Consider the following 19,277-nt stretch of genomic DNA (forward strand, 5'->3'; position numbering starts at 1 on the left):
TTACCTCCTCAATCCTTCTCATGAGTTATATCGGTCCCAATGCCATAATTTCCTTTATTCTGCAAAAAGAATTCTAAAAAGTGTATTTTCTCCTCATTTAATATTGAGATGATAATAATAATTTGATTAAATGATAAAAAATCTAGCAGAGTTTTTCTGCTAGATTCCTGTTTATTATGGATTTATCACTTCATAGAGCTGTTCTAATTTCTTGGAAAATTTGTTATATGCCTTTTGCCATGCTTCCTCATCACCTTCAAGTAATTTTACTTCCTTCACTTTTTGCACATCACTTTCAGCTTGTGTGAGCTTGCTATAATTTTTGACAAGCTTTTGTTGCATAGCTGTTAAGCTATTATATTTGTTCCTTATCTCCATCAATCGACTTTCTATATCGGACACATAATATCCATCTTTTTGTAATTCATTAATTAAATCAATCATCTCTACTACGAGATCATTGGCTGTTTGCTCACTTGTTTCCATTTTATTAATCTCTTCCAATAAACTAGTTAGCTGTCCATTAACCTCGACCTCATAGCCCTTTAATAAACTAACTTGTAGCGTTGTGAGCTTTCGAAAATCTTTTATAATCGCCGATGGATTTTTTTCTAAGTTGGTTTGGAATTTCTTAATAAAGGACTCTACAGCTTTGACATCATGTATTGCTTGTTTAATGTCTTGTGCATTTGTAATTAGTTTTTTCTCAGTAGAGAAAAGGGCATTGTACTTATTAATCTTGTCCTTTACTGCATTTAACGAGAAGATATAGCCATTTGCGTCCACTAACTCTTCATTTAGGTCGTTATAACCTGTTGTATGCTCCATAATCTTTTCATTAATTTGGTTATACAAAGCTTCAGCTAATTTTTGCTGTATTGCATTTAATTTGCTGTACGCTTTGAGAACAGCCTGCATCTTCGAATATTGTTTATTAGAATCTGCCTCATTTAATGCATCATTGACCTTCTTTTCAAATGATCTAACCGCTTTTACATTCGCTTCAGCAGCTTTTAAATCAGCATAATTCGTCACATATTTCTTTACACCTTTAGACAACTCTTTGTATTTATTGACCAACTCGTCCACAGATCTAGCATAATTTTCAAAGTTAGATGAATCTTTAATAGCAGTATTAATGTCATCACTGAATTTCTTACCTGCTGTTGCATCATCGTTTGTCTCACTAGGAGTCTCAGAATTTATAGGAATTTTATCTAAAATATTTGCATTATAAACATATTTTTGCTGAGTTATTGTTAATTTGTTATACGCTTTTAATGCGGAATTGAAGGCAGACTGTATTTTGTTATATTTCGTTTCAGTTGTAAATACAGAATTATATTTTTCTAATTGGCTAATGACTTTTTCAGCTGCCTTTAAATCCTTTTGCATCTGAATCATTTCGTTTGTTTTCGCCACATCATTATAGGACTTTAAACTTTTTTGCAGCGAGATAATGGTTTTTACATTTGCCAACAGTTTGTCCCACGTCTCTTTTGAAGCATCCGTATTTTCTACTTCTTGAATCAGTTGAGCTATCGTGTCCAATTCAGTAGCCTCTGCGTTTTCAGCTTCCTCTAAAAGTGATAGCCTATACTCTACCAATGCTTGTTGACGTAAGTTCAGTTTTAAATACGCGGACCGAATGCTTTTAGCTGTTGCCACCTTTTGTTTAGACGTCTGCCCTTGCAATTTATCAAATAGCTTTTCAAATTTTTGTGCACTTTTCAAATCAGCTTTTGCCATTGTTAAAATGGCTTGATTTTGCACAACCATTTTATACCCCGGTAAAAGCGCATTAATTTTTACGTCTATCTCTGCAATTTTTTCCGCTAAGACGTTCGTATTTTCTGGAGCATATTGTTGGATCGGATCTATCACGTCCCCCAATAACGCTGTAATCAGTCCATTGATTTCACCTAGCTTTACAAGCTCCTTTTGACTATCCGGATTTTCCAACAATAACTTCAATAATTGCTGATAACTATTACCTGTATCTAAGCTTCTTTGTAAATAATCTAGTTGATCATACTCAGCCTTTAGTTGTTGAAGCGTTTGTAAGCTAGTCTTTTCATCTAATGCTTTAATTTTCTCTGCAATACGCTCCACTTTGGCCATATCGGCTACAGCACGCTGCAATATCGAATAGTTTGTCACCTGTGATTTTGCTGCTGATGTTAATTTTTGATATTGATTTTCTATCTGAGCTATTACAGATTGTATATCATTTGTATAGACAACGCGTTTATGGCTATCTACGGTGAGCAGCGTGCCAATTTGTTTTTCAATCGCTTGAATATGATCGTCTGAAATACTGATAGGCGTTAATGCAATAGCAGAAACAACTTGATCCCCTACTTTTGCAGTGACCTTCACCACAATATCCTTCATTGCTGATTCCTGTGTATCTTTAGGAATCATGTAGGAAGGCGTTGTTGCATTGGGAATGATAGAATAACTACTTCCTATTTTATAAAGCCATTGATATGTAAACGAAACTTGTTTCGACGCTAACGTGATTTTCTGAGAAGTATTCGTTTCTGTTGTAACGACAGGAATTTTCACTTTAAGCGTATCCCCAGGTACGACAAAATCTCCACCTGTGAAGCCTTCAAATTCTATTGCCTCAATATTTAAATTCAGCTTCTGAATTTTTTTGTTTGGACTTACATAAATCAAACCATCTTCTGTTTTGGCTTCAAAAAAGATCGATTTATCAGCAGCTAAAGGCGGTATAACGAGCTCTAATTTCGTTTCATTTGCTATTGGTTTCGCCTTGTTATCTTCTACGACATACCATTGAAAATTGGTAAAAACAGTTGGTTTATCTGTACTACTTGATAAACCCTCAATTTTAGCGACCAACTGACCATTCACATAATCATTGCCTTCAATTGGAAGAGTTCCTTTGACAACAATTTTTTTACTTTCATAAATTTTCCCACGATCATCCGTGACCTTAACAATAATGGATTTTCCTATTGCCTCTGCGGGTATTAAATAGGAATGGCTCGTTTGCGAAGATATAGGTTCCTCTACGCTCGCATTGACAAAGTACCATTCGTACTGGTAATTAGAATCCTTTGGTAAGGAGGTGATATCCGCTTTTAGTTCTGTCCCGACTATACCACTTCCTTCAATCGTTACTTGCTCTGAAGCAGCATGTGCATCAATAGGCATAATAATAGCTGCTGGGGCTACTGCCATTAGTAAGAATTTTGTCTTGGTCATTCAAAATCCGCTCCTTACATTATGTAGATATCACATATTATAGCAATACTTTCCACCTACTAGCAATGACACGTCAAATAATAGGCTCATTAAAACAACTAACTATTTACGCTCAAATTAAAGATGGCACAAGTAACAAATGTTGCGGACAAACAAAAGCCTTCTAATCCATATTCGTAGCGTCTACGAAGAGATTAGAAGGTGTAAAAAAGTATGCCGATGTGCTGCCGCTTCATTTGGTTATCCTCGAATCATATATGTTGGACTGTTCAGGGTACTATACGTATAAGGATGTGTATGATTAGTTTCACTTACGATAATACGAATGGTCATCCCTTCTCCTACTTTGCTATCTAAGGTGAATTTTCCATTAAAAGCGTGAACACGCTCTTGCATACCTTGAATGCCCATAGAATCGGCAAGTAGTATGTCATCTATATGACAGCCCACCCCATCATCAGTATACAAAATTTCAAAGCCATCTTTGGTGCCTAATAAATTTATTTCTACTGTATGGGCATACGAATGCTTTAAAGCATTGTTTAATATTTCTTGGAACAATCGAAAAATCATTAAATTTAAACGCTCATCCTCTAAATAAAGACGGTCAATCGTATAGTTCAATACAAAATCAGCTCGTTTACGAATTTTTTGTATAAGCTTTTCGAGTGCTGCATTTAAACCCAGTGTATCTAAGAGCGGCGGCTTTAAATTTTCACAATAGCCTCTTAAATCATTCAATGAGATAATCATATGTTCATGAAGCTTTACAAGTTTTGTCGGTATCCCCTCTTTTTCCTTTGTATGCATGAGGACATCCATTTCTCGCGCGATATGAAGCTGCTCTTGGAGAATCGTATCATGAAGCTCTTGGGCTAACTGATATTTTTCTTCCTCAAAACGTAGCCAAAGTAATTTATTGAGCCATGGCAATTGTTTATTATCAGCCTCTTTCATATGCTTTAACTGCTCTAAAAGTTCCTCAACCATTTTTGTGTTTTCAATAAAATTATTTAAATATAACAATAACAATTCGAGCCATAACAATTCCTCATCTTTCAGATAAATAGATTTATTATGGTCTACTACGAGTATTCTTTTATAATTGACATCTTGATGAATAAAGGCTATGTAGAAATGATCTGTTTTTTTAATGTCTCCTAATCCTAATCGTTCGAGCAGTACTTCATCAATCTGATGCTGGGTGTATTCCTTGGATTTGTTCGTTAACGTCACCTGATGTGTTTGAAAATCATAGGTTAAAACATAAACATTTTCCATTTCAAGTTGGAGCACAACTTCCTGCACAAATTTCTCCAATAAATCCTCAATTTTGACAACTCGCCCAATACTATCAACGGTTGTATACAAGCGGTGGATATAATCCCCTTTAGTAGAAAATAAAATTTTCCGCTTACGATAATCAACCCGCTCTTTCATATAAAACAATGCCATTAATGAGAGAAAGGCAAAAAAGAAAATCTCCGTCATGCGTGTAATGGATAGATCGGCCAATAAATATAAGCCGCCTAACAACCAAATTGTAAAGCCAAAGGAAAAATTAAAATAATAACGTAATCGAGAAATGAAATACTCCATATCGAAAATACGTTCAGTTAGTTGTGTGAAAATGAAGCTGAACGGAATAAGCATTAAGAAAAGTGAACAAACATCAGCTGATAATAATCGTTTATTAAATAGAATTTGTGGTAATGCATAAAAAAGTAGAAAGGGTAAAAATGGTATGATGATACTCATTAATAATATCTTTAGTTGAGATAATTTATACTTAAAATATCCTACAATTAATATTCCAAGATTTATTATTAATAATAGGAAAAATAGCCATAGTATGATTTCTGACAAAATAGGGTTAAATGATGGATAATAAATACTGAAAAAGCTTAACGCAATTGCTAACATAGGTACAAAAAAGAATACTTTTAAATTTTTTATGAAAATCCATTTTATATTTAAAAATGAAAAATAATTTTTCAAAAAATATAACAAAAATACTAAACATAATAACATGCTACTACGATTTATAATTATACCTATACTATCTAAACGACCAGAAGCACCAATACTTACATATGCTAAAGAAACACTTAGTATAAATAGTATTAGTAAATTAGTTAGTTGTTGATTAATTTTTTTAAAATATAAATATATAGTAATAAATAATGTCAAGACATAATAACATGCCGGTATTATCAATAAATAGTAAAACTGCTGAGGGATATCTAGATTTTTTATCTGTACTAAGATTATTTTTCCATCAGGCTTTTGGATTGTTAATTCTTTTGCTGCCCTAATTGCTGAATCAAAGGAAATATAAGATATATTTCTTATTTTTACATCATCAACATTTAAAACAATATCTCCAGGTACAATCTGATGCTTTGTTGCCCAATCTTTATAATAAGAATCCGTTATTGTCCAATTGTCATTTATTTTTTCTAACTCAATATTTAAAAAGGGCGTGCTATAAGAAACATAAAGAAGATACATTCCTAAAATTAAATAGATACCTATAGCAGGCCCAAACCAATTTATTTTATTAATTTTTAATACCAAACTCGGTTTTCTAAACATACATCTTCATCAAACGAATCCAAAATTGCCTTTTGTTCAAGTGCTGAAATACCAATAAGAGAAGCTTTTTTTTCTTTTAACAATGTTACCAACGACGGATTTTGCTCTAAATACTGAATCACGTTAATCATTAAAATCGCCTCATTTCTATTAGTTTTATTATTATAGTTACAAACATTTGTTAATAAATCCTTTTAAAAGTAATTATTAACCATATATGTAACTATATCTTTATTATACTACCCATTCCCAATAATTCAACACAATATTCTAAAAAGTACGAAAAATTAATAGAATATGTAATAAATTTGCTTTATTTCCTAAATCTAATTCTCCAAGAATAGACATAAAATCTAATAAAAAGCCTATTCCCACTAGCAGGAATAAGCTACTCATAGTTGCATAGCTATACTATTTCTAACTGACAGCCATCTTGAAGCTACTTGGTGAAGTATGACGTGATTAACGTAGCGTGCTGGGATTCATATCGCCGCAATTCAATGCAAAAACTTGAGCATCCTCCCTTTCTTCTATGAATATCAAAATACGAAAAAGCACTTGCCGTCTGTTATAGACAATCAAGTGCTTTAAGTAATTATTTTTCTAAATTTATAATAATTTTAGGTTACTATAAATTTGTAAACCCTACTATACTTTTTGTTAAATTACCTTTACAAAGTTAATTTTCAAATCCAATCACAACCCATTCATCTACATAACTCCAAAAACTGATATTATATTTAGGCTTTAATTTTGCAGACCAAAAGGTAGCATTGTTATCAACACAATTTGTATAATCTATGGCAATATAACTCCCCATTCCATTAGAGAAAAAGCCAAAAGATGAATCTAGGTTAATTTTTATAGGTTCTTCTAAATCATCAATAATACTCCATTCAATATCCTCGTCTCCAAGATATGTAACGGATTCAAGTGGAACTAAGCCCATTGATTCACTCGCATAGTAATAAAAACCATCATGAACATTTTCATAAAATCTTTGAATAGAAGAAGGTGTTTTATCCCACAATCCCTCTAATTCTACGTTTTTTTGTCCCTTTTGAGGATTACGCCCTTCGTAATATAATATGTCTCCTTTGGAATTTTTTATAGTGTATAAAACAGAATATTCACCTTCTACATCCATAATTTCAATGTTTATAAGATGTTCATTTAGATAAGAGATCGTGTTCCGTAGTTCAATCCCTACATTTTTTTCCCATATTTTCAGAAGTAAATCAATACTTCCTTTAATATCGTCATTATAAAAGAGTTTTCTCCATTCAATTGGAATTTCATTATCATTAAGATTACTAATTTCATCAACTGTTAATATGCGGACATTTTCATTGTACTTTTTAAATAAGTAAGTTTTTGGTTCATCTACTAATCATCTCCCTTTTTATTTAAATCATTAAAATCATCAATCTGTTTCTGTATCTTTCTTTCAAGTTCTTTTTCTTTGACCATCATTTTTTGCCTAAATTCAGGATTAACCTCGATTTCTCCTGGTTTCCCTTTCTTATAGTGTGTCCACTCTTCATACGATTTAGATTGCTTTGAGGTATTTGCAGATTTACTTAATCCCGTGAAGTTTTCTGAATTATTTAATATTTCCGACTTTTAGGAATCTGTTAAATTCCCGAAACCATCCATCTTAGCAATTCTATCCATTGAAACAATATGATCAGCTTCTAATGCACCCTTAAATGTTTTGCCAGGAAGGACTTCATCATTGGTTACTGTTTTTTTATCGTGCCCTTCATTTACTTTATCTCTCAATTTTTGTGTTGGTGTCTGCCCCCTTAACATATCATATTCTTCGTCTGATATTTGCCTATCACCATATCGAGGTGATGTCCCAACTTCACCAGTATCCTATGTTGTAATCTTAAAATTCGCTAATAAAAAAACAACCTATCTTAAACCTTATTAAACTACTTCTTCCTCTTTTACTATCGGCAATTCATAGGCTGTTTTGTGCTTCATCATGCCGTAAATAATGTTTACAAGCCGTCTCATGATACAAACCAATGCTTGTCCCTTTGTTTTACCTTCTTTTAGTTTCCGTTGATAGTATGCATGAAATACTGGATTCCTTGGCAGCTTACTTCCTTTTGCCACTTGTACTTGCTGTACGGCTAAGTTGTAAAATAAAGCGTGTAGCGCCCGATTTCCCTGCTTGCTTTTTTGTTCCCTTCCTTTCCCACCAGAACCAAAGTAAATAGGCGCAATGCCCGCAAATCGTGCTAATTTGTTGGCATTTGGAAAACGGCGTACATCACCTATTTCTGCAATTAAAGCCGAAGCTGTAACGAGATCTATGCCAGGCATCGTTTCTAGTTGAAAGTCTAGTAAACTCATTAACCCTTTTAATTCTCGCTCCACATAGCGCATTTCCTGTTTCTTAAATGAAATGTCTCGGACGATGCTCTTTACTAAAAAGTCTCGTGTTTCTTGGTGTTCTCTTATTGTGTTTCCATCCTCTTTCACCAACTTTAAAATCTCACTCGCTTTTTTCACCGAACATGTATTGCTACTGGCTTCTAATAAAAATATGGTCAATTGCTTTACACTTAACCCCTCTAAACACGGTGGAGACGGGTATCGTTCCCAAAATGCCAATGCTGTTTTTCCATCTACCTCTGAAAAAAACTTTTTATAGCTTGGATAGTGGTGACTTAATTAAATATGTAGTTGGTTCTTTAAAGCACTTTGTGCCTTTACTAATGCATTTCTTCTACTGACCAGCTGTTGTATCGACCAATATAAATCATGTGGTTTAGCGTCTGGTAACTGCTCTAGTTTGTTCACCAAAATTCTGGCTACACATTCTGCATCCCAGCTATCACTTTTTTGTGTGGTCATGTGACTTTTGCGTTCGGCATATGAAAGAGCTGGGTTCACTTCTTTTACAATTTGTTCATGGTCTGCTAAATATTTAGCTAACGCTCTCCCATAACCCCCAACATCTTCTAAACCAAAAATGGGTGTCAAACCATCGTCCATATGTTTATAAATATCCCGTAAAAACGTTGAAAAAGCAGACGGTTTATTTTCAAACTTTATTTCATCTAGTTTTTCTTGCCAACAATTAATAATAACCGCTACATGGTGTTGCTTATGTAAGTCTACTCCCACATAAAAATGTTTCTGTCGTTCGTGCATTAACTTATCCTCCTATTCAATGGAATGAAAATGCCGGCAACCTTAGTTCGAGCGTTCACCTTCCGGTGCGCATTGGTACGAAAGCCTATCCATTTTCACCCTTATATGAGGTTATATAAGTAAATGAGCCCCTTTTTTAAGTAACTTTTTAAATTATAGCCTCATGTTTGCCATTTGCTTGTATTTGTCCGTATGTATAAGTCCCCCGATAAAAGCTCTCACGGTCTAAAATGCGCTTCACTTGTACTTTTGTAAATCGTTTCCCTTTCTCTGTTCGATGGCCTTCTATGTTGAGCTGTTCTGCCAATTGAGATAGTGACCAATGTTTTAAAAAATGTCTTAATTCAAATAACCTCCGTACAACGATCGCTTTCTCTGTATCCACTTCTAATACTTTTCGCCCTTTCTGTACTGTATAACCAAACATGACTCCCCCACCTGCATAGCCACCTTGTTCTGCTTTTTTCTTTCTGCCTCTACTCAACTTTAATGCAATTTCGAGCCTTTGATATTGATCTAACAGCTCTAACATGCCATTCACTAAAAAATCATTTGGTTCATGTGTGTAGATGCTGTAATTTGGCTGCTCAATCGCTTTCACATCTGCGTTATATTTTTTCAACTCTCGTTGTATCAATACTTTTGCCATATCAGAGCGCCACAAACGAGACGTATTTAATACAATTACTTGGCTCACTTGATGGTATTCTATATCTGCCAATAGCTCTTGCAAGCCTTCTCGCTCAATAGTTAATCCATCCTCATCAACTGTCGCTCCGCTGAGTCCTCTATCTTCATATATGTGAAGTAGTTGTAGCTTATTATCGTCACAATACCTTTCAATCTCTTCTACTTGATACGCTAAGCTATATCCTTCACGTACTTGCCCTTCTGTTGAAACTCGTACATAACCAACTACTTTTTCTTTCATAATGCCCCCTATCGTTACAGCAATTAAAGTCCCTGTAACACTTACCCGTTTTTTGCGGATAACTTGTGTGTAACGTCTAACCGTTACAACATACTGTACGACCTTACCCAAATTTTACACAACCCTTTATTTTACAGTCGTTTTTTCTCTAGTATGGTCGTACACTATAAGTAACCGTTACAATCTAACAAAGAGGTGTTTTTATTATGTCTTCTACTATTCGTTTACGTCTCAATGAAATTTTAATTGAAAAACAAATGAGCCGTCGGCAATTGGCCAAGCAAACCTCATTACGTCCAAATACCGTCAATGATTTATGTACACAACCCATACAACGTCTGCATATAAGTACCCTTTCAGCTTTGTGCGACACATTACATGTCTCTATCCAAGACCTACTTGTATTGGAGATAAACGATTAACTCACTCGAAGAACAATTGAACTTGGTTCTTCTATCAACCTTTTCCATTCCACCCTTGCTAATTCGTCGAAGTCCAATCGATACTGATTCGTAAGGGTCTTTTTTATTTCCCTCCGTATATACTGCGTATACATATCTATTCCATCTCGCATGCTAGCTACCCGTTCTCGTTGCTTCTTCTTAAGTATTTGCCACTCTGTTACTACAGCCGCAAAATAATGTTCATTCTGTTTTGGTGGATGTTTCATTAGGTCTTTAAGCAACACTTGCTCATTTACCTTGTACACCACTTCTATTCGGCTTAATTCATGTGCTAAATAAATTCCTTTATTCCTTGCTAGTTCTAGCCGTTTATCATAAATCCTACAGAAACCATTCCGTTTACGTTGGTCGCTTCTACCAAAATACCGTGTTGTATCAAAGTGTGTTATATTCCTCCGTATATCTGTCGGTATCACCACTATATTTTCTAACCCCGTTTGTATATCATACGCAACATCACAGCTCACAAATTCTACTCGACTTGCCCGCTTCCCTATCATCTCTAGTATTTCTCTGAAATGTGAGTAATGCTCTGGCCTTGTTTCAATCCTTAGGGTATGTAAGTGACCTTCTGTTTCTCTAAAGTTTTTAAAATACATATGAATGTATACATCGTCACTTTTCCGCATGTGCAATTCATAGCTATATGTTCCACTATATATCTTCATTTTCACTTTATATTTCTTCACCCCCAACATATAAACACGTAAAAATGCTGAATGTGGTACATCCTTATAATCTATAACGAACTTATCTATCGAAACCTCTATTTCCATCGCCTGTTCTTCCCCTTGTATGATAGTACTCGTATAAAATTTAACACTTAGTACACTAATTAAATAATCGTAATCTTTTCAATTTACGTATTTAAACATGCCAAAAAGCACTTGTCGCCTGTTATAGACAATCAAGTGCTTTAAGTTCATATATTTTCTAAGTTTATTAATATTTGCAAGTTTTATAAGTTATTTTTATATAGACAGTATGACATCTTTTATACTACTTGGCAAGTGTAACGTTTAAACCCTTTAGCTTGTTTAATCTCGTGTGTTTGTTGATTATGCCATCCATAAGTGGTCCTTGTAAATAAATTGTCATCTCGCCTATTCTCGCTCTTATTGCTTTATTGTTAAAATAGCACTCCTTGATGGTCTAGCCTTCATGAGTTTTTAATTCAAATTCTTAAAAGTTTAATTGTCTCCAGTCGGTCTCACATGTTTTTTCGTAAGTTATAAAACCTTCAGTCGAAAATTTGTTTTCAAGTATCCTACTAGCCTCGTATTTACTACAATCCTTTTCCATATAAATTTCATCTTGTAAAAATAATATAAATATAGAACTCGATGCATCGTTATTCGCTAGATAGAAACCCAATAGTTCGTTGTATTGAGTGCTAAAAAACAAACCTATATACTCTATTTTGAGTTTTATATTTTCCTTGCATTCAATTAATCCTTCATAACTAGAAAATAAATTAAAGTCATCTAAATCGTAGACTCTATTCACTGAGATTAACGGATTCATACCTCTTATATACAAGCCTATAACATCACCATTATCTTTCTCGAAGAAAAGGACATGGTCTAATCTCTCATTATCATCCTCATCATGTAAATAAATAATATTTGAGATTTCTTTTTTATCGAAAAAATAACCAAACTTTTTGGTAAAAGATATTATATAGTTATTCATAGTCATCCTCACTCTCTAATCAAATCTAAATCGGATTTCAACTTACTTGATAAGCGATCTCCTTTTTTATTTAAAAAAGTCAATATTTCGTTTGTATTTCTATTAACTAAAACAACTGCATCTCCCTTAACAAAAGCGTCTACAGAGTCGACCGTATTCCACTGAAAAGGCTTCGAATTAGCGAGATTTTTTGAGTCATTTACGATTGATGAAACGAACTCTTTCATCCCTTCTTTATCCCCTTTTTTAACTGGAACGCCTAAATCCCTTAAGGTTTAATTTCCTCTCCTTTCAACGTAGACAATTAACGCTTCCTTCAATTTTCCTATCTGATTTTATTGCTTTGTTGCAATTGCTCTTATAATGTTTACCTCCCGACTTCGTGAACTTTCGTCCGTTTTTCCGCGAAAAAATATTTATGCGTGCCAAAATGCCAAGCAGATAATCGTTAAGTCCATATACAGTGATTCGTTATTACGCCTTAGCTTCACAATTAAACATCAATATTTAACCTCCCTCCGTCGCAAGAAGCGTAGGTACGTTTATTTGCGGTGTCATCAGATACCACGTAAACACTACTAAATGGTCCAACGTTTTGAACATATTCGAGTGTTACGTCGTTGGAGATGCTACTTCGACCGAATTTGACGTTAAATCTCTGTACTTCGGTACACACCATGAAATATTCGACCACTACAATCCAGTACCAACGCAAACCTTGACTTTTTTGAAAGTGGTAATGTCACCACCCATGACCCCATCTTCCATAGTTTTTAATTTCGTCCGTTTTTCCGTGAAAATATATTTGCCCCCCCTTTTATTGCGTATTAAAACGTCTTATTTACGAGAAATGGAAAATAGTTTAATCTATATACAATAACACTTTATTTCACTAAAGCGATGCGTATTCGTACATCAACGCGTATGCCACTCCCTCGCAAGAAACGCCCCAACGCTTACTAGCAATGGCCGTTTGATTTCGTTTGAGCGTTCCTGCGAAATTTCAATAGTTATTAGTGCGTCTAGATAATACCTCGCTAAATTTCGCATATCGTCTGCGTAAAAAGAAAAAAGACCACGCAACAATTACGTGATCCTATCAACGATTTAACATATTATGAATGATTCGCTCGTCTTTAAGTGTGTTTTTTAGGAGACGCTACTAAACGCTTGATTACGTTTTAGCGTTAAGACGGAAATAAAAAGAAACCACAACACGGCAGTTAGCTTGTATTGTGGCGTATTCATCATTAAAAAATATCACCTAACTATATTTCAATATGCTGTAATAATCTATTGTTCGTGTATCAATTTGAATTTTTTACAATCACATAGATTATTAATTGCTTCATAGATATCGCTTCCAAATTCCCAAATATAGTAATCATCATGTGCTCCATAAACTTTTCCCGATTCCGACATAAACAGTATTGCATTATTTCTAAATACGGAACCAATCACTATCAAATACTCTCCAATTAAGGTATCATACCTTTTGAAATGTATTTTCTGAACACCATCTCCTATTTGCTCTTCTGGAATAATAATGAAATTTTCAAAATCATTCCCATCAGAAAACTTATATTCCAATCCACCGAATTGCTCTAATGCCTCTTTTACAACAGAACCCACTCGAAAGCCCTTACTCTCTAAAAATAAGACTGTCGAACTTATATCTATTTTTCTATTTTGGTACCATCCTGCCTCATTCAAAATTTTATAAGTTTTTTCCGAAAAGTTATCCATATTTTCCTCGCTCTACTTTCATTTAAAATTATCAATAAAAAAGTTTTCAAAAGTTTCCTTACAATTTTTACATACTTTTTTATACTTATTTGGCAAAACTTCAATGGTACTTAGCAAGATATCTTCTACTTTAGCACCATCTTTCACTGCTTGATTTACTGCCTGAACTTCAGCACAATTATCTACAGTCCATTTTTCAAAGCTATCCTTGACTTCCCCACCTGCTTGCTTACTGGCCTCTAATGCCCTGTTTTTAGTTTTTTCAACCAACATTACTACCTCGTCATCCAATTCAGAAACAGTCGGATTAAACCTTTCATTACCCGTTCTAAAGTCAACACCTTTGCCATTATACCCAATATATGCCCTGCCTGTTTTAAGATTAACTGCTGCAGTCATAACATGTGGAATATAAATATCTCCAGTATTTGGATCAATATATTTTCCTTCTAATAATTCATTCCTCTCTTGTGCAATCTTGGTTCTAGCAATGCCCTTAGCTTCATCTATGCTAACCGGTTTAGGTACACCTTTACCCGTACCCTTATTCTCATCAGGCTTTTTATTCGAGCCATTTTGTGATGGTTGGGTATTAGATGGTTTCGGACTTGGAGTTGTTGTGTTTCTTCCTACTGTTCCAGTATCCTTTATTCGTCCAACGTTTACACCTGCTAACTCCAGCTGTGGTGATCCCAGCTGACGCAGTTGCTGTTTGACTTCGTCTACTTTGGATTGGATCTGCGTTTTCACGTTTGAGACTTGCTTGTTGACTTTATCTTTTACATTGCCTATGAGACCTTTATTCGCTTTTTGAGCACTTTCACTGATACCCTTCGCTGTCTTGGCACCTTTATTGATCCATTTACCAGCAGTTGCCGCATTGCCCACTACTGGAATCATCGCACCAAAGGAGAGGGCCGCATTGACCTTGTCACCTCTTGCCGCATAAATAATACCATTCACGCCATCCGCTATTTCTCCTACAACTGGGACCATCCCGACTATATCTAATCCTACTTGTAGCGTATTCAACAGATTTTTAGGTTTTACAGCATTTTTCACTGCTTTGGTCGTTGCTTGTGCAGCTTTTTTCACAACTGGCAGTACTTTTTCCTTGACTACCTGCTTCGTCTGTTTGACAGCGGCCTTTACCTGTTGCTTGGCTTTTGACACAGCCGCCTTTGTTTTTTTCACAACCTTTTTCGTGGTCAGGACAGCTTTTTTAATGGCCTTCTTCGCCCGTTTGACCAATTTACTCTTGGATAAACTATTTTTCAGCTTGCGGGCTTTGGTAAAGAATTTGCCCCACTTCTTCTTTTTCTTCTTGCGTTTTTTCTTTTTCTTTTTATTGGACTTCCGTTGTTTCTTTTTCGAGGAGCCCTTCTTTTTGGAGGATTTCTTGGCGCTCTTTCCTTTCGATCCTCCGCTCTTTCCTTTTTTCTTTCCACTTGGAGAGCCTACTTTTGGAATCATCCCTAGTAAGCTTCCGGCTAGTCCTAATAGACCCATTAGGCATCACCCCCACCAACAGGGATCATCCCCATCATGTCTAAGGCTGACTCGAGGTCTGCTTCTTCCTGTGAAGCGACTGACACAGGCGCTTTAATGGAGCCTTCCATCGTGACAACCTGCCCCTGGATATCCGTAATGCCATCAAACACAAGACTACTGGAGCCGCATGTGAAGCGCATTGATTCAGCTGCAATCATGGACACACGTTTTCCAGCAAAGGTGATTGTGTCATTCGCTTTGACTAGCAGGGATGGCTTACTATGCACAGTGATGCCGCTGTCCTGATGGAGCTGTAGAAATACGGCTCCATCCTTGGCTGTAAATGTCACGGATTTTGGATCTAGCTTCATTTCCGTCCCTTTTGGCGTACCCCAGTAAGACGTTTTCGGATCGGCTGTTTTTGGATTGGCCTCGCCGCCTTTTCGTACACTATGACGAACAATCGCAGCTTCCTCTCGATGTGTTGGGAAGGCAAGGTGGACACTATCCCCCACCTCTGGCGGACTGTAAAATCCGCTATGGCCTTCTGCTGTATAAGGCGTAGCCAGTGAGAACCAGGTGGCCTCATCCTTTTTTTGCGTCTCATCAATGCTGAGATGGACTCTTACTTGATCCTTTTTGACCTCTAGTACCTTGCCTTCAATTGCTGTGCCTGGCAGGAACGGAATACTTCGTCTGTCTTGACGTATGCCTTTTTCGAACAGCAGATGATATTCATACGTAAGGATGCCTTGCTTCATGCTTGCAATGGACTTGGCTACTACAAGCTCCTTGCCTTGGAGCTGAACACGATCACCAATCTTCAATGTTTTTCTAGACTCTATCACATAGGCGACTGTATCTCGTTCCTTAATTGGCCGCTCGATGTCATTGTGCTTACTATGTAAAAACTTAGAGCGATCCTTTAAGATCGTATAATTTGCCACCGCCAGCTTTTCCATTTGCCCTTCAGGGAGGCCGAACCAGAACTTTGGTTTATCAGCATCCACAGCTGCGACTAACACGGCACGAAAATGGGATGCCATACGTTGTAAAAATTGCCAATCCGTCTCATTATATTGTAATATAAATTGCTTGAGAGGAGTAGCCTTCGATACAGTATCAATAACATCTGCACCTGAATAATCTTTTAGTACCTTTTTTAACATCGCCTGATAAGTCATCTTATTATGTTGGAAAGAGCGGTATTTTTGTTTACAATCCATGGTGAATGTAGATGAAACAGCTTCTAGCTCAATTTGATATACACCCCTTACCATTCGAACAGCCATTTCAGTTACCTGTCCTTTAAAAAGTGCACGCAGCCGTTGCCCTTTACGTTTTTGAAAGAGCACTATTCGATCTGTTGTGCTGGCAAGCTGCATACAACTATCTTTCTTTTCTGCCGGAATAAATCCCGTTATTGATAACCTTGCATGGTCGTTCACTGTTTGGGTTAACGTGAGATGATGCAATGTCTGAATTTCATAGGGGGATACGAGTTCAAGCTCACCGTATCCGATTACTTCCTCGTACGTGTTCACATGAATTCCCTTCTTTCCTCAAGGGATAATGGCTTATTCTTGTCCATCATCTTCTACTTTTATTGTTCCACAATACATACACATATTAATTGATTGACTAATTAACGCTGGATGGTTTTCAATTAATTGATCATCCTTGCCATTAATCCATGGCATCGTGATCACAGGGGTACAGGGCATTGGCTTTAAGACTCCATTATTGGCGGCTGTTGCTGCTGCAACGATAGGGTTCGCTAATGTTTGACATAAGCCAAATGGCTGAATATTGATATTTGGCTTATAATCCATCGTATTCATTTGCGCTTTATTTTTCGTATAAACACCATGACTAACTGGCATTTTTAAAATACTCGTTTGATCTCCTTGCGAGCATGATAATTTGGCACCAGCTACAACATAGCTCCGTTGGTCGCCGCCCTTTGTCTGCATTTCTTCTGACATAGAACAACCATCCTTTCCATACATAAGATTTGTGCAATTTCTCTGTTTAAACAGCGTCAGTCAGCAACAAGCATGTAAGCTCAACACCTTATTCCAAAAAAAATAATGTTCTCTTGCTCTTTTCATGTTCTTCTTCAAATAGTTCCGTCTAAATACTCACTATTTTCAGCTTCAGCTGACCCACAACCTACTACGAATAACGTCATGAACAAGTCCTCATCGATTCTATTTACTTATAGGAAGTATTTCATGCCATCCTCCTGCCGTTTGTACCTTGTGTAATCGTATCCCCTGAAATGCTCTGCGAAGAATACTCTCTGCTAATTCAATATTAATCACGATATAGTTTTCTTTAATGCCCTCTATTTGAAAGAAGGAATAAGGGGCGGCTATTGTCTCGTCTATAACAAGCTTCTTCAACGTTCCATCCAGATGGAATTCGGTCTGGGATGAAAGACAGGGAACTTTTGGTGGAATCACAAGCCAGTATAATGTTTGCATTAATTTAGGCATATCCGTGAGTACGACCGCTTTAAATGGCATACTCGGCACATATTTTTCTACTAACTGTTTAACAGCATCCGAAAAGAGCGCTATTGGCTTTTCTATAAAATCGATATATAGCAAGTCGTTCTTTTCTAGTACTGGAAATTGGCGCTCTAGTTCCTCTAATTCTTCCATTCTATCCAATGTTAACAACTCTTTTTTAATTATTTGAGCTATACCAACTGGTTCAACAGCATTTGAGATTCGCTCATCCTGAGATAAAATAAAATAGTTCATCTTTGCGTCTCCTTTTCACCACATCTACTTCCAAATAATACTTGCTGTCTGAAATGGGTCTAGCTTTAAATACTCCTTTGCCTCCATAGAGAAAATAGCCTTTTCTAAATTAGCTCCTGCAAAATTCGTATTCCTTACATTTGCCCCAATAAAGCTGGCCCCTCTTAAATTCGCAAGCTCGAAATTAGTACCTTCTAAATTTGCATCTGTAAAGCGGACTGGCAAATAGCCTGGTATGTCCCACTTTTGACGATCGAGTAGACCACTCGCTCCTTGTACCTGTTGAAAATTTGCCCCTTGTAACTGACTATTGCTAAAATCTACCTCATGGATAGAGCTAAAACTCAAATCGGTATCTATGAGCTGACTATCGCGAAAATTGGCACCAATTAGCAGACAGTCACGCATATAACAGTTTGTTAAATTTGTTTTCTGGAAAAAGGCATAACGCATATCTAACTCACCATAATGCCCATCAGCTAAATTTAAATGGCTAAATACCTCATATGGATATTCACCCTCTAATTTTTCTTCTAGCCATGCTTTTATTTCTTCATTATCCTTCGATGCGAAATCCTCGCTATACACTACCTCATTGATATCCATAAACTCACCTACACGTATTTCGACAGCCACATCCCGCTCCAGAGCTAAATATTCCGGACATCTTATAATGTCTGGTAGCGCATATCTAGCAAGGCTTAAGACATATTGATGAAAATGATGGGCATCCTGAAGCTTTATACGCTCTATATCTGCTTGGGTAATGGCACCCATAAATGTTTTGCTATACAAACTTAACTCTTCGATATATTGCTCTAAAAAATGATGAGCCCAGCCAGCATCATACGTAGTTAAAAGGGGATGAAGATCAAAAAACCATTCATCATCTGTAGCTTCCACTAAATAGAGAGGATTCCTCTCCAGCAGCTCTGTGCGTAGCATGGAAAATGTGATATGTGCAATCGACCCTTTCTGTTGAAGCAATTGCTGCTGTCCTAGCTGCTGACATACTGTTTGAAAGGATTTTCTAAATTCCTCGGCAAGCTTATCTTTGGAGGCTTGGAAAAAATCCTCGAGCATCAAAAGATATTTTAACCTTCTTTTTTCTACTTCTGCGTCATAAAAATGCTGTAAAACTCCCTGTGTCTGCATATAAGACTCCTTCCTTTTCTTTTGAGACAATCA

The 19,277-nt window shown here is 36.1% G+C and carries 16 protein-coding genes and 1 pseudogene; 1 reads left to right on the plus strand and 16 read right to left on the minus strand.

What is annotated here, in order from left to right:
- Nucleotides 1-174: 174 nt before the first annotated feature.
- The 7 genes and pseudogenes from GJU32_RS08455 to GJU32_RS08485 all read right to left on the minus strand — a co-directional run bounded on the left by GJU32_RS08455 (nucleotide 175) and on the right by GJU32_RS08485 (nucleotide 9,928).
- Entirely contained in the window at nucleotides 175-3,234 is a 3,060-nt protein-coding gene (locus GJU32_RS08455) for a hypothetical protein (RefSeq protein WP_155591517.1), read from the minus strand.
- Between the two features lie 240 nt (nucleotides 3,235-3,474).
- Entirely contained in the window at nucleotides 3,475-5,829 is a 2,355-nt protein-coding gene (locus GJU32_RS08460) for a sensor histidine kinase (RefSeq protein WP_155591518.1), read from the minus strand.
- Nucleotides 5,802-5,960, minus strand: a complete 159-nt coding sequence (gene comX, locus GJU32_RS08465; protein ID WP_155591519.1) for a competence pheromone ComX — start codon at nucleotides 5,958-5,960, stop codon at nucleotides 5,802-5,804. The genes GJU32_RS08460 and comX overlap by 28 nt, the downstream gene beginning before the upstream one ends.
- A gap of 548 nt (nucleotides 5,961-6,508) precedes the next feature.
- Nucleotides 6,509-7,165 carry an SMI1/KNR4 family protein gene (locus GJU32_RS08470; protein ID WP_155591520.1) on the minus strand — a complete coding sequence of 219 codons (657 nt, stop codon included), beginning with the start codon at nucleotides 7,163-7,165 and terminating at the stop codon, nucleotides 6,509-6,511.
- 287 nt (nucleotides 7,166-7,452) lie between these two features.
- Nucleotides 7,453-7,611: a hypothetical protein gene (locus tag GJU32_RS23350; protein ID WP_230874986.1), complete on the minus strand. Its 159-nt coding sequence runs from the start codon at nucleotides 7,609-7,611 to the stop codon at nucleotides 7,453-7,455.
- A 150-nt stretch (nucleotides 7,612-7,761) separates the two neighbouring features.
- Nucleotides 7,762-8,997 (minus strand): annotated as a pseudogene (locus tag GJU32_RS08480) (IS110 family RNA-guided transposase).
- A 148-nt stretch (nucleotides 8,998-9,145) separates the two neighbouring features.
- Nucleotides 9,146-9,928, minus strand: a complete 783-nt coding sequence (locus GJU32_RS08485; protein ID WP_155591918.1) for a recombinase family protein — start codon at nucleotides 9,926-9,928, stop codon at nucleotides 9,146-9,148.
- Nucleotides 9,929-10,134: 206 nt separating this feature from the next.
- Between GJU32_RS08485 and GJU32_RS08490 the strand changes: the two genes are divergently transcribed.
- The gene (locus GJU32_RS08490) at nucleotides 10,135-10,350 is read left to right on the plus strand and encodes a helix-turn-helix domain-containing protein (RefSeq protein WP_081977956.1); all 216 of its coding nucleotides are present in this window, start codon (nucleotides 10,135-10,137) and stop codon (nucleotides 10,348-10,350) included.
- Here GJU32_RS08490 and GJU32_RS08495 read toward each other — a convergent pair.
- The 9 genes from GJU32_RS08495 to GJU32_RS08535 all read right to left on the minus strand — a co-directional run bounded on the left by GJU32_RS08495 (nucleotide 10,347) and on the right by GJU32_RS08535 (nucleotide 19,244).
- Complete coding sequence (locus GJU32_RS08495) at nucleotides 10,347-11,168, minus strand: replication initiation protein (RefSeq protein ID WP_155591521.1); 822 nt, start codon at nucleotides 11,166-11,168, stop codon at nucleotides 10,347-10,349. The two genes, GJU32_RS08490 and GJU32_RS08495, sit on opposite strands and share 4 nt — an antisense overlap.
- 406 nt (nucleotides 11,169-11,574) lie before the next feature.
- The gene (locus GJU32_RS08500) at nucleotides 11,575-12,084 is read right to left on the minus strand and encodes a hypothetical protein (RefSeq protein ID WP_155591522.1); all 510 of its coding nucleotides are present in this window, start codon (nucleotides 12,082-12,084) and stop codon (nucleotides 11,575-11,577) included.
- An 8-nt stretch (nucleotides 12,085-12,092) separates the two neighbouring features.
- The gene (locus GJU32_RS08505; RefSeq protein WP_036127004.1) at nucleotides 12,093-12,311 is read right to left on the minus strand and encodes a hypothetical protein; all 219 of its coding nucleotides are present in this window, start codon (nucleotides 12,309-12,311) and stop codon (nucleotides 12,093-12,095) included.
- Nucleotides 12,312-13,377: 1,066 nt separating this feature from the next.
- A complete protein-coding gene (locus tag GJU32_RS08510; RefSeq protein ID WP_155591523.1) occupies nucleotides 13,378-13,830 on the minus strand; it encodes an SUKH-3 domain-containing protein in 453 nt (150 codons plus the stop codon).
- Between the two features lie 18 nt (nucleotides 13,831-13,848).
- Nucleotides 13,849-15,339 (minus strand): hypothetical protein, encoded by a 1,491-nt coding sequence (locus GJU32_RS08515; RefSeq protein WP_155591524.1) that lies wholly within the window; start codon nucleotides 15,337-15,339, stop codon nucleotides 13,849-13,851.
- Complete coding sequence (locus tag GJU32_RS08520) at nucleotides 15,339-16,865, minus strand: contractile injection system protein, VgrG/Pvc8 family (RefSeq protein WP_155591525.1); 1,527 nt, start codon at nucleotides 16,863-16,865, stop codon at nucleotides 15,339-15,341. The genes GJU32_RS08515 and GJU32_RS08520 overlap by 1 nt, the downstream gene beginning before the upstream one ends.
- Before the next feature lie 33 nt (nucleotides 16,866-16,898).
- Nucleotides 16,899-17,306 carry a DUF4280 domain-containing protein gene (locus GJU32_RS08525; RefSeq protein ID WP_155591526.1) on the minus strand — a complete coding sequence of 136 codons (408 nt, stop codon included), beginning with the start codon at nucleotides 17,304-17,306 and terminating at the stop codon, nucleotides 16,899-16,901.
- A gap of 225 nt (nucleotides 17,307-17,531) precedes the next feature.
- Nucleotides 17,532-18,089, minus strand: coding sequence for a serine protease (locus GJU32_RS08530; RefSeq protein WP_155591527.1), 558 nt, complete (start codon nucleotides 18,087-18,089; stop codon nucleotides 17,532-17,534).
- 24 nt (nucleotides 18,090-18,113) lie between these two features.
- Complete coding sequence (locus GJU32_RS08535; protein WP_155591528.1) at nucleotides 18,114-19,244, minus strand: pentapeptide repeat-containing protein; 1,131 nt, start codon at nucleotides 19,242-19,244, stop codon at nucleotides 18,114-18,116.
- Between the last annotated feature and the right edge of the window lie 33 nt (nucleotides 19,245-19,277).

The organism is Lysinibacillus cavernae, from assembly GCF_009724685.1.
Taxonomy (GTDB): Bacteria; Bacillota; Bacilli; order Bacillales_A; family Planococcaceae; genus Lysinibacillus; species Lysinibacillus cavernae.